Source organism: Clostridioides sp. ZZV15-6598, from assembly GCF_020657705.1.
Classification (GTDB): Bacteria; Bacillota; Clostridia; order Peptostreptococcales; family Peptostreptococcaceae; genus Clostridioides; species Clostridioides difficile_F.
The window spans coordinates 1-12,478 of the sequence record NZ_JAGWCS010000120.1; the positions used below are offsets into that span (position 1 = coordinate 1).

15 protein-coding genes, 1 other RNA gene and 1 pseudogene are annotated in these 12,478 nt (G+C 26.1%); 4 read left to right on the forward strand and 13 right to left on the reverse strand.

Annotation, left to right across the window (positions count from 1 at the left end; genetic code table 11):
* Positions 1-320 precede the first annotated feature (320 nt).
* The 5 genes from KGF50_RS17115 to KGF50_RS17135 all read right to left on the reverse strand — a co-directional run bounded on the left by KGF50_RS17115 (position 321) and on the right by KGF50_RS17135 (position 3,474).
* On the reverse strand, positions 321-596 hold the full coding sequence (locus KGF50_RS17115; protein WP_022617511.1) for a hypothetical protein: 276 nt from the start codon (positions 594-596) through the stop codon (positions 321-323).
* Positions 597-843: 247 nt separating this feature from the next.
* Positions 844-2,181, reverse strand: a complete 1,338-nt coding sequence (locus KGF50_RS17120; protein WP_413926831.1) for a replicative DNA helicase — start codon at positions 2,179-2,181, stop codon at positions 844-846.
* 9 nt (positions 2,182-2,190) lie between these two features.
* A complete protein-coding gene (locus KGF50_RS17125; RefSeq protein ID WP_227849186.1) occupies positions 2,191-2,934 on the reverse strand; it encodes a hypothetical protein in 744 nt (247 codons plus the stop codon).
* Between the two features lie 21 nt (positions 2,935-2,955).
* A complete protein-coding gene (locus KGF50_RS17130) occupies positions 2,956-3,270 on the reverse strand; it encodes a hypothetical protein (protein ID WP_003433761.1) in 315 nt (104 codons plus the stop codon).
* A gap of 3 nt (positions 3,271-3,273) precedes the next feature.
* Positions 3,274-3,474: a helix-turn-helix domain-containing protein gene (locus KGF50_RS17135; RefSeq protein ID WP_227849187.1), complete on the reverse strand. Its 201-nt coding sequence runs from the start codon at positions 3,472-3,474 to the stop codon at positions 3,274-3,276.
* 137 nt (positions 3,475-3,611) lie between these two features.
* Between KGF50_RS17135 and KGF50_RS17140 the strand changes: the two genes are divergently transcribed.
* From KGF50_RS17140 to KGF50_RS17155, 4 genes are all read left to right on the forward strand, one after another.
* Complete coding sequence (locus tag KGF50_RS17140; RefSeq protein WP_227832082.1) at positions 3,612-4,385, forward strand: helix-turn-helix domain-containing protein; 774 nt, start codon at positions 3,612-3,614, stop codon at positions 4,383-4,385.
* Between the two features lie 253 nt (positions 4,386-4,638).
* Complete coding sequence (locus tag KGF50_RS17145; protein ID WP_227849188.1) at positions 4,639-5,118, forward strand: helix-turn-helix domain-containing protein; 480 nt, start codon at positions 4,639-4,641, stop codon at positions 5,116-5,118.
* Between the two features lie 97 nt (positions 5,119-5,215).
* Positions 5,216-5,968 (forward strand): Fic family protein, encoded by a 753-nt coding sequence (locus tag KGF50_RS17150; RefSeq protein ID WP_227849189.1) that lies wholly within the window; start codon positions 5,216-5,218, stop codon positions 5,966-5,968.
* The gene (locus KGF50_RS17155; RefSeq protein ID WP_227849190.1) at positions 5,958-7,124 is read left to right on the forward strand and encodes a site-specific integrase; all 1,167 of its coding nucleotides are present in this window, start codon (positions 5,958-5,960) and stop codon (positions 7,122-7,124) included. The genes KGF50_RS17150 and KGF50_RS17155 overlap by 11 nt, the downstream gene beginning before the upstream one ends.
* A 114-nt stretch (positions 7,125-7,238) precedes the next feature.
* On the opposite strand, the gene KGF50_RS17160 is transcribed toward KGF50_RS17155, so the two are convergent.
* From KGF50_RS17160 to smpB, 8 genes and pseudogenes are all read right to left on the reverse strand, one after another.
* Positions 7,239-7,472 carry a hypothetical protein gene (locus KGF50_RS17160; protein ID WP_227849191.1) on the reverse strand — a complete coding sequence of 78 codons (234 nt, stop codon included), beginning with the start codon at positions 7,470-7,472 and terminating at the stop codon, positions 7,239-7,241.
* A gap of 64 nt (positions 7,473-7,536) precedes the next feature.
* Positions 7,537-7,638: pseudogene (locus KGF50_RS17165) on the reverse strand (transcriptional regulator); the annotation flags it as partial.
* 280 nt (positions 7,639-7,918) lie between these two features.
* Positions 7,919-8,575, reverse strand: a complete 657-nt coding sequence (locus tag KGF50_RS17170) for a hypothetical protein (RefSeq protein ID WP_227849192.1) — start codon at positions 8,573-8,575, stop codon at positions 7,919-7,921.
* Between the two features lie 6 nt (positions 8,576-8,581).
* Positions 8,582-8,785, reverse strand: a complete 204-nt coding sequence (locus tag KGF50_RS17175) for a toll/interleukin-1 receptor domain-containing protein (RefSeq protein WP_227849193.1) — start codon at positions 8,783-8,785, stop codon at positions 8,582-8,584.
* Positions 8,786-8,983: 198 nt separating this feature from the next.
* Positions 8,984-9,331 (reverse strand): nucleotide pyrophosphohydrolase, encoded by a 348-nt coding sequence (locus KGF50_RS17180; RefSeq protein WP_021385990.1) that lies wholly within the window; start codon positions 9,329-9,331, stop codon positions 8,984-8,986.
* Between the two features lie 16 nt (positions 9,332-9,347).
* Positions 9,348-10,526: a DUF3883 domain-containing protein gene (locus tag KGF50_RS17185; RefSeq protein ID WP_227849194.1), complete on the reverse strand. Its 1,179-nt coding sequence runs from the start codon at positions 10,524-10,526 to the stop codon at positions 9,348-9,350.
* A gap of 634 nt (positions 10,527-11,160) precedes the next feature.
* Positions 11,161-11,510, reverse strand: a transfer-messenger RNA (tmRNA) gene (gene ssrA, locus KGF50_RS17190).
* Between the two features lie 157 nt (positions 11,511-11,667).
* Positions 11,668-12,123 (reverse strand): SsrA-binding protein SmpB, encoded by a 456-nt coding sequence (smpB, locus tag KGF50_RS17195; protein WP_054275121.1) that lies wholly within the window; start codon positions 12,121-12,123, stop codon positions 11,668-11,670.
* Between the last annotated feature and the right edge of the window lie 355 nt (positions 12,124-12,478).

The following is a 12,478-nucleotide window of genomic DNA, read 5'->3' on the forward strand; positions in this document are numbered from 1 at the left end:
ATTAAACTCTCTTTTTCTATCATTAGGTTTTAACTTAGGTATTGTCATATTCTCCTCCTCAATTGATTATTTTAGATTTTAGTAAGATTATTGTATCATATATTTATTATTAAAATATATTGTGCGATTTACCTAAATACGCAAATTCTATAATGTCATTGATTGCATAAAAATTAAAGAGGGCATTATTATACCCTCTTTATGAAATATATTTATTTTAAACAATATAATTAAAATATACTTGATTCAAAGTATTATAGTGCAATTTATTAATAATCTCAATTTGCCATTTAAGTATTCAACTAAAATACACAAATTAATTACTTCAACAGCTCGATTATAAATTTTGCTCCTGCTTTAAATCCGAATTTATAACTAAGTTCTCTTTCAAATTCTATCAATGAATTAAATAAATCATTTAGTTCCATTAGTACATATATTCTATTTTCTTCTAATAAACTTTTTTCTAATAATTCATTAATCGCCATAATTTCTTTCCAACTTTCAATATAATATTTGTCTTTTTCTAAAATATCTCTATACATATGTTCATTTATCCAATAATCAAAATATATTTCTATAATTTCATCATACATTTTAGTACCTCCTTGACTTTCATCAGGCACTTAATATATACTTAAGTTGCTAGGTTAGTGTACATCAAGTACCTAATTTATAAAGGTAGTTGTTATATTTATATGGCAACTACCTTTTTCTAATAAGCTTTTAAATCTAAACTCAATATATTTTAAATCTCTATTACATCTAATTAAGATTTATATTTATCCTTCAATACTTCTTGAAACATAATTTATCTATTACTTAATAAATCATGCTTCTTTTTTATATCTCTTGTATCTTCTTACATTCTTCAAAAGAAAATAAATTTCCTATATACCAATATGGTCTAAATCCTGACTCACCATCCCTATTTTTAGCAACAATAATCTCACTTAAATTAGCACCAAAACCTTTTTCTCTTCGTCTCAACTCTCTTATATCCTCAATTCCCATTGTCTTACAATAATTAAGAGCTTCTTTTTCTGTAGGTCTATGAATATATATAACTGAATTAGAATCCATATATATCTGCTTTGAGCTTCTCATTACCCTATCCCCTTTAGGTCTTTCATCTTTCAATTCATCATTTAATTGAGCAAGCTGAATAACTGGTATATTAAAATCTAAAGTAATCTTTTTTATTTGCCTTGATAAGTCAGCGAATTTAGCTTCTCCTACTTCTTTACCTTCATAATCCAAAATTTGCAAATAATCAATTATGACTAAGCTAGGCTTAATATTCTTTATTTCTCTCTTTATTCCTGATACTGTATTTACAGAGTCATTTATATAAAGATTATTTTCTTGATTTATTATGCTTAAAGCTTGTATATATTTGACTATTTCATCATCATTTAGATTTCTATTCTTCATTTTTACAACTGATATTCCAGTTAGTGAGGCTATATTTCTAAACAGAATCTGTATATCGCTCATTTCTCCACTTATAAAAAGTACTTTCTTACCTTGAAATATTACATTTCTAAGTATTTGTAACGCCAGTGCTGTTTTACCTCTTCCACTTTTAGCTGCTATTGTAGTTAGTTCACCCCCATATAAACCTCCTATAGTATCATCTAAGAACTTTATTCCAGTCTTAATACCTTCATTTATTTCATCATTTATATATTCAAAGGCTCTCTCTGATATAGCTGTTATACTTGAATCCTTTTTTATTAATTTCTGATTAGCTTTATTTATATCATTTTCTAACTGATATATAAGAGTATTATCATCTATTTCTCCAAGATTGAACTTATTGAATTTATCAATTATATTTCTATTTTTGTATTTTTCAATAACTATACTTACATAACTCATGAAATTTGATACTGTTGGAACTATTGTTGACAAACTAGTGATATAGCTTATACCGCCAATATTATTCAAATGACCTTTTCTCTTTAATTCTTCTGTAAGAGTTATTATATCTATTACTTCATTTCTCTTATTTATTTCTTTTATAGCATTAAATATGTATTTATGTCCCTCATGATAAAACATGTCTTCATTTAACATTTGCTCTAACTCTTCCACTATTGTTGAATCTAATAAAATGCTTCCTAATATTGATTGCTCTGCTTCTGTATTTTTAATTAAGTTGTTTGAATTGTTTATAATATAACCTCCTTACCACTTTAATTGTGAGTCATCTAGATTATATATTGCTGTCTCTTTATTTATGACAATTTCCTTGCTATGATAATTGCCCTCTAGTATCTTGGTAAAATTACTTGAATTCATTATCCAATCAAAGTTTGCTTTCCATCCTGTATTATTATTTCCATTCAGAAAACTTGTTTTACTAACTATATTTATGACCTCTAATACAGTTTCTTTATCATATTCTTTTATTCTTGAATTTATTCTCCTCTTTCTTGTATCTGTTAGTTTCTTGACCTTTGAAAGTTCAATACAAGTTGAGTTAAATTTGCTTATAATTTCACTATATATAATATTATTTTCATTCTTTATATTCTTGATTGTTGTTGATTGATTGTTAATCGTCTGTTGATTAGGTTGTTGATTTTCTATGTTCTCTTGATAAAGCTCCCAGTTTTCAATAGTTATGACTATATACTTGTTTGTTGTTTCGTATGTTAGAAAACCAGCATTTTTAAAAACCAACAAACAACTTCTAACCATTTGATAACTAACTCCTTTACCACATCTTTCAGCTATTTTGCTATATGAAGAAATAAATTGTCCAGATTTTATTTTTATCCTTTTATTATCTATAAAAACATGGTTTTCTTTATGACTAGCCATAAGTAATATAGTTATTAATATTACTTTTCTTTCTGGTTTAATGTCTTTCCAAATTGATTTATCCAACAACTCCCTATAAAGCTTTATCCACCCTTTATTGCTCAATTACAAACACCTACTTTAAGACTATAACTTGATACCATTTGCATTTTCAATAAACCAATCATCCAATTTATTTTTTATTATGTATACTCGATTATTTATCCATATACAAGGGAATCCTTTATTTTTAGAATGGCATAACTGCCTAAATTTTGATTCTCCTATAGGATAAAGCTTCGATGCTTCCTTACATGTTATAAGTTCAGCTTTATTTCTTTTCGCATTTTCAATAATTTTATATCCTTGCTTTTTTTCTTGTGCTTCTTCTTCATTCTTTACAATAATGTTTAAAGTGGCTTGTAATGTCTTTAAAACCTCTAAATTATTATTCTCTTTCATATTTTACTCCTCCTTACTAAAAAATAATTCTTCTACTGTTGTATCTAAAGCTCTAGATAGTTTAATCATCAAACCATTGCTTGGATTATTCGCCTTACCTCTTTCCAAGCTTGATAAATAATATCTTGATATACCAACTCTATCTGCCAGTTCTTGTTGCTTTAGACCTTTTTTAATCCTAAATATTTTTAAATTGATTCCCATACTTTTTCCTCCTTTTTTCTAGTTTACATTCGTAAACTTTACATTTTAATTATAATGTCGACATACGTGTACTGTCAATAAAAATATATTATTTTTCTGTTCTCATTTGTGTACTTTTGGGCTATACTTTATACGAGGTGATAATATTGCAAATTGGAAAAAACTTAAAAAATATAAGAAAACAAAAAGAACTAACACAGATTCAACTTGCTGAAATTAGTGGCATCTCAAGAAATGCTCTAATAAATTATGAAAATGATAAAAGAATACCTAGTATAGATACCTTATCAAAACTCGCTAAAGCTCTGAAAATTGAAAAGACTATCTTTTATTTTGATATTGAAAATGAAGTAATGACTAATGAAGATGTTTTATACTTTTTACAGTCTTTATTCCCAGAAGAATACTATTCTTTTGATGAATTTTTAAATGCTATTTCAAATCTTATGGAAGATGATGATATTAGAATTACCTCAAGTTTATTGCTAGGTGCTTGGTCTGATAAAGACCAATATTATAAACTTGGTGAAAAATTAGAACTAAATGAAAATCAAGTTTATAATTGGATACTTTCAGATTGTATATCTAATACTGAATTAGATTTTTCATTACATCCTGATGACATAAAAGAAATTATTAAAAATGATGTTCTTACAAAACAATCAATTGATGAATTATTAGATATTGGTCTATCAGAAGAAAATATAGAAACAATCTATGATTATTTTAGTGACCCAACAGATACTGGGAGTAATATTCGACTAAAAAAATTAATATCTCAAAAAGAAAATATTACTATTAAAAATAATGATTACTTTAAATTATTACAAGAAAATAATGAATTAAAGGAAAAAAATGAAAAGCTTGAAAATACACTTAAAGAAATAAAAAAACTACTAAATAAAATATAAAATAATATCAATACTATCTAAAGCAATGATAAAAAACTATGAATGGAGTTACAATTATAAATAAATCATATATGCTAAAATACACATATAAATGCCCTACTAATTTATTTCATGGAGATAAAAAATATACTCTAGCATACATTAAAAGAATTATGAGTAAATTAGTATATGATATGGATAATCTAGAAAACAACTCCTTTACATGTCTAGAAGTACAATCATTGTTTGATAATATATTTAAGGTGAAATTATGATGAATAATACAATCGGAGAAAAGATTAAACAATATAGAAAATCGGTAAATATGTCAAGGGATGAGCTAGCCAACAAGATTGGTTGTTCAGTTCATGCTATAGCTAAATATGAGCAAAATCAAAGAATGCCTAGTCTAGATATGATAAGAAAAATAGCTACTGCTTTATCAATTGCTATAAATAAACTCATTGTTGAAGAAAATGATTTAGATACTTTAACAAATAATAATATTAATTTAAAAGTATTTAATAAAGAGTTTGATTTAGTAATTCACATATTAGAAAATTATGATTATGATATAAAAACAGACTATAAAACAAAGTTTGAAATTACAGATAATACAGATACAATAAAACCAATTAACATAAACTTCTCTAATTTCAAAAACTTCTCTAAAAATCTAAATTGGGTGATAAATGGTCTTGTTGAAAATTTTATACAAAAAAACTCTAATGGTCTTATTGAAGATGAGGATTAAAAATATTAGTATTGTACATTTTCAAAATATAAATTTAATTATCAATTTTGATATAGTCATAATTAGATAAGAATTAAATAAGGAAGGAGCTACAATCATGAATAAATCATATATACCAAAATACATGTATAAATTCCCTACTAACCTACCTCATGGAGATAAAAAATATACTTTAACATACATTAGAAGAATGATAAGTGAATTTGTATATGATATGGGTAACCTAGAAAATAACCCCTTTACATTCCCAGAAGTACAAACATTACTTGATGGTATAACAGTAGGTGGACATAAATTAAGTGACCAAAATCAAATACTAAATATAAAATCATCATGGGATTATGTAATAAAATTAAGTAACAAAGAAAACTTATCTTTAAATAAAGATACAATTTGCTCTATACATAAAATAGTTGCAAAGGATGAAGCTCTAATCGTTGGAAATTTTAGAAATGGTAATATAGGTATAGCTGGTACTACTCAATATGAGTGCATAGAAGCCACTTTATTAAATGATTTATTTGTAAGTGACATAAATATCATAAATAAAATAACTAACCCCTTAGAGAAGGCTATAATAATAAATTTATGGTTGTCCTATTGCCAATTCTTCTATGATGGCAACAAAAGAACTGCTAGACTTACCTCAAACCTAATACTTGTAAGTAATGATATAGGAGTTCTATCAATACCAGCTAAACATAAGCAAGAATACAACACACTAATGCTAAACTTCTACGAAACACTAGAAGCTGATGAAGTTATAAAATTTTTATTAGAGAAATGTATTACATTCTTTGATGGATATAACTATAAATCATATAAGGAGCTGTTTAAAAATGGCAACTAAAAGAGCTAATGGAGAAGGCTCTATCGGAAAATATAAAGATGGTTGGCGTTCCCGTATAATGATTGGCTATAATGAAGATGGTAAACCACTGAGAAAAGAATTTTATGGTAAGACTCAAAAAGAAGTTAAAGATAAATTAGATGCTTATAAAAAACAATATTATTTAAGCTCTGATATTTCAGATGATAAAATAACTTTAGAACACTGGTTTTACAATTGGTTGTTTGAGTATAGAATAAAAGATTTAAAACCCAAGTCATTTGAAAGATATGAAAGCATCTATCGCAATTATATTAAAGATACTGATTTAGGCAACCTTAAGTTAAAGGACTTAAGAGTATCTCACATACAAAAATATTACAATAGATTGCTTGATTCCAATAAAAGTATACCTACTGTAAGACAAATAAACACTAAACTGAAAACCTGCTTATCAGAAGCTGAAAAACAAGGTCTTATACAACGTAACTATTGTACTATGGTAAATATACCAGTTGAGAAAAAGGAAAATAAGCTTGAAATATTGACTCTTGAACAACAAAAGAGTTTTATAAAAGCTATAGAGAGGCATAAATTAGAAGTATTATTTTTGGTTGCTCTTGGTACTGGACTTAGATTAGGAGAATTATTAGGACTTAAATGGTCTGATATTGATTTTAAGAATTCTAATTTAACAGTTAAAAGAACTCTTCAAAGAACATATTTTATAGATAAAACTGGAAATAGAGAGCTTAAAGTATTAGAGCAAGAGCCAAAGACATCAAATTCTTACAGAACTGTACCTATTCCAAAGGATGTCTTAAATAAATTGAAAGAACATAAAGTAAATCAAAATACAGATATATTAAAGGCTGGAGAATTATATAGAAATGATAATTATGTATTTTGCAATGAATTAGGTGTCACTATAGATGATAAAAGACCTTTAAGGAATCTGAAATCTATATTAAACAGTTTAGATATAGAGCCTATAAAGTTTCATGGTCTTAGAAAAACTTATGCAACTAGACTTTTTGAGAATGATGTCCCTCCTAAAACTGTACAAGTTTTAATGGGTCATTATGATATATCAATAACTTTAAATATATATACTCAAGTTATGGAAGATAAGAAAGTTGAAGCTATAGAAAAATTAGATAAAATATTTTCATTGTAAAAATCAAATACATAAAATACTATGATTCCATATAGTTAATTATAAAATCAAAATAAGGATACAAATTAATTTTATATTATCTTGTATCCTTAATTCGTATCTAGTTTTAATTATTTATCTTGGATAGCCTTTATGATACATTAATCCATTTTCTAACATTAATTCTTGAGCCAAGTATATATGACCCTTACAGTGCATATCTGATACACCCTCACTTATAAGTTTATATGTTTCAGAAGTATATAATAAATAATCCATACTTTCTTCCAAGCTCTTACCTGTTTGTTTGGAAAATTCTAATATGATTTTTTTATATAGTGATTGTAGCAATGTCTTATTGGCTTCCATAAAACTATACCTCCTCATCACATTTAAATTTTTATCTATTATTTATTAATTAATTGTATATTCACTATTCTTCACTAAATTCAAACAAATTTTCTACTATAGTATCGAATACTTTAGCAATATCCATCGCTAGCTTCAAAGATAGATTATATTTTTCATTTTCTAATATTATACTAAAGTATGTTATTATATCTATTCTATTGATTACATTTATTACTATCTATTATCTTAATGAACACATAGGATTGGAAAACATGATCATATATCTTAAATATATCTCTATACGCCATCAAAAAGTCTTTTTTTCTATGATTAGTATATAATTTTGTAATTCCATTACTAAAATAAAAATACTAGTCAATAAAAACTAGCATTTCCAAATATATAATCATTTATTTTTCAAAATTGATAAAGACAATTTACAGAAATAATACTCATAATTAAAATTATATTAAATCACTAATTTTTTCTTCATTTAAATATAGACTTTTATTTCCTATTAACTTATCTTCATTATTTCTTATCTCTTTATAAAAATCTCCTGAAAATGGTATTACATCTTGTCTAAATTTCAATAAAACATCATTTATTGGTACAGCTGTGAATTTCTTTAAATCAAATTTATTTTTTAAAAATACATGCACTTCATCCTCAGTATACTTACATGCTTCACTTAATCTATCTACATAACCTTGTTTGTCATCTTTAATCCATAACATAGTTTTAAAAGGATTAAGAATTGTTCTTGGTATATTCAATAAATAATAAAATTCTTCTTCATTAATAATCTTCTTAACTTTCTTAAATTCATCATTACTGATATCTTTTTCATAAATAATGACATTCATATCAGAAATTACATTTATAAACTCTGATATAGAATTTTTTATATTCTTTACTTTTTTTATTTCATCAGATATTTCAATGCTAACTTCTCTTGAAATACACCCTGCTTTTTCTTTTAATTTACTATACTCATCTTCCCAATACTTTATATAATCAATTCTATCTATAGGTTTAAATATATTAGTATTTCTATGTATTAAAGGTATTATTCTATTTTTAAAATCATTACTTTTTATAAACTCTAATACCTCATACATACAATTTTAAGATTTTAAATATTGCTCACTTATTAACATTATTGCATAGTCTGAACTTGATATTTGCCTCATAAATTCTTTTATACTTTGCCTATATTTTAAATCTCTCTTATCTCTGATTATTTCTATTCCTTCTTTTTCACATAAACATTCTATTGTATCTGCTATTTCTTCATTTTTCCAACTATATGATAAAAATACTTTTTTCAATTATAATACCCTCCAATCAGTTATTTTATTCAAAAGCTATTTATATCCTTATATTAATAACTAATGTATTATATTTTTTATCTCAGTCTCTATTTATATTTGTTTGCATATTACTATAGAAATAGATATCATGTAATTTTTATTAATTTTTTTCTTTTCATATCAACCATATAATATTTTATGCTCCTAATAAAACTTCTATAATTCAGTATATTTTTTACAAGAACCTTTGCACTTACTAACTGGATACTTAGCACTATTTTTTTCCACTTTATCACATAAAATTGTATCCATATCTAAATCTAATTCTTTTGTTAAATATATTAAATATATAAGAATATCAGCTATCTCTTCATGTATTCCCTCTAATATTTTAGAATCCGATTTTATATCATCGCTATTTTTATTATTCCATAAGAAATATTGTAATAATTCAGCTGATTCTATACTAATGGCTACTGACAAGTCTTTTGGGGTATGAAATTTACTCCAATCTCTACTCTCTCTAAAACTATATATCCTATTTAAAGTTTCTTTAGTTATCATTGTTTTCTCCATAAATTTATTTTTTACTTTCAAAACAGACTGCAAAATTCTTAGGAACTAATGTAAAATATTCTTCTATGCTTCCTTTTTGAACAAAATACTTTCCATCTCCAGTCTTTCTATCATAGTTATAGACTCTATATAAATAATATTGTTCTTTATTCTCTTTTGAAAATTTCACTTCTCCTGCTGATATAAAAAATTGAGATGACACTCCTCCTTCAGTAGTTTTTACTTCAATATACTTTTCTACTATTGTTCCATCATTTAATTTCTCAAAAGATAATATGTCATATCCCTTTTCATCATCTATTTCTGATGTATGTTCTATTTTTTCTACATAGTCTTTACCAATTTCTTTTTTAACTCGCTCTTTTTCTAGCTTTAAAACTAATCTTTCTCCTGCATATCCTAATCCTTTATTCTTTATGTCTTTCTCTATTGAATATTTTCTACCTTTTCTCTTTCTTTTTTCTATAATGCTACTCTTTTGTAAATCTGATTCTTTTTCTTCTAGCAACTTAGGTTTTGGTGTCTCTGTCTTCTCTAGTAAAACCCCTTCTTTAAATGAAATTTCTTCTTTAACTATTGATGTTCTCACTATATTTTGAATATCATTAGCCAATACATCATAAAATTCTTGTTCTAAATTAACATACAGTAATGAAGCCATTCCTTTAGATTCTAATACATTTTCAATCCCTAACTCCTCATTTTCTCCCTTAAAATTATATATATATTTAGTATCCTCAAATTCTATTTTTCTTAAATTTGTAACTCTTACAAATGCATAACTCCTCATAGTTCCTATATCTTTTTTCTCATTTATAGCCCCAATTCTATCGTGATAATATTTTGGAATCAATTCTTTTAATTCTTCGTTTTTGTCAGGTTCTTCTCTATCATAATGACTTACTAAGTCGGCAACATATAACTCAGTTGATTTTCTACAATAAAAAAACACAAGTGTAGTTTCATTATTTTCTAATTGTTCATCCAAATACTTTACTCTTTGATCCCATAATCCTTTTTTATTCCTAGATGGCTTTGTCTTTGTAAAATGTCCCCAAGCCACCTGTCCTTTTTCTAAGCATACCTTTAAATGTTCTGGCATAGTTAATTTTCCAAGTTGCCCTGTCTCTTCATTATATTTTATAAATATATGTAAATTCTTATTAATTGCTTTTGCCTCCATATTTTATAGTCCTCTCCTATACTAATATTTTGTAGAGTGCATATTTCACATGCACAAATCACACATACATCTTGCAATTACTAATTCCAAGTTAATAAGTAGAGTGAATTTCATATCTCTACTTATTATTGTATTAGAATTCAAATAAAAAAACAACTCTATTTTTTATAGAGTTTAATTAAAATAATACAAAATCTCTTGTATATATTGTTTATACTACATCTCATACTATTAATAGAATTTTATTTTTTTTACTTTTGACCATATTTATCTCTCTAGCTTTAAGTACAATCTTAATTCATTAATACATTTTCTCCAAATAAAATGATTTATACCTAAAATAAACTTTTTTAAAAAATTGCAAAAAATATGCCTAAATCATATATCAACTTTATAGTATTTATTTTTATATTCTTTGATATATATTTTCTACTAGAGCATTATTAGAAATAATATATTGTGATATTCAATATTGAAAACTATATAATCCTAATATAATTCCTTCAAATATATCCACAAAAAAACCTCTTTTTCTGTGGTTGGGGTACGGTTGGTGGATTTTATCACCAAAATAAAAAATACTAGTCAACAAAGACTAGTATTTCCAAGCATTTCATCATTCTTTTTTTAAAATTGGTGGAGACGAGGGGAGTCGAACCCCTGTCCGCAAATCTTTTCCTCGCTGCATCTACATGTGTAGCCAACTTTACTAGTATCTCGCCTCACATAACGCCAAGTGGCAGGCTCTATGCTTAGCCAGTCCCAATTAATCTACCCTAAGTCGAGACACCCTCAAAGTAGTTCCCTGCATAATGACGTCCAGTCTTAGCCGGCAGGAGGGCTAAGAGGGACGAGCAGCAACTAGGCTGCTATCGCGAAATTATCGTCTGCGTTTATTTTAAAGTTCCCCAGTTTTTACGTGACCCAGAGTAACACGACACGCAGCCTCAAGTTCCAAACCCACGTCGAAACCTTTACGCCCCCTTGAGTAGTTTATAGTCCATTAGACTTTTCGCAAACTTTATCACCATTTTTATTAAATTTTTAATGTATATATAATATAATACTTTTAAGAATAAAAATCAATGTTATGTTCTAGATAATAAAGAATTTTATTCTAAAAAATACATTTTTAACTAGTTTAATATTTCCCTGTCATTTCTCTTTCTATACGTCTTTGGGCATCTTTCTTAGCCATATCTTGACGCTTGTCATATAACTTCTTACCTTTTGCTAAAGCAATCTCTACTTTAACTTTACCATTTTTTAAATATAAACTAAGTGGTATAAGTGAATACCCCTTTATAGTAGTTGCTCCAATAAGCTTTCTTATCTCATGCTTGTGAAGCAATAACTTTCTCACTCTTAGAGGGTCAACATTAAATATATTTCCTTGCTCATATGGACTTATATGAACTTGTTTCAAAAATACTTCACTGTTATCTACAGATGCAAATCCATCACTTAGGTTGACTTTACCTTGTCTTATTGATTTTACTTCTGTTCCTTTTAATTCAATTCCACACTCATATGTTTCCTCTATAAAATATTCATGTCTTGCTCTTTTGTTTGTTGCTAATATTTTTTTACCAGCCATATAAATCTCACCTTCTTTGCTAGAAATTGCTTTAATATATACTAAGTATTTTATATCTATAAATCTTTTGACTACCCTGTATGATAACATATTCAAGGACTTTAGTCAATATGACAACTCATACATTAAATTAATTAAGCAAGATATATTAAATACTGTAACAATATATTGTAGGAAATTGCATCGACTATATTTAATGCAAAGTCAAAATCAATTACTAAAAATAACCTATCAAACTCAAAACAAAAATTTTAATACTCTAATACCTACTTCTAACTTCTAACTTCTAACTTCTAACTTCTAACTTCTAACTTCTAACTTCTAACTTCTAACTTCTAACTTCTAACTTCTAACT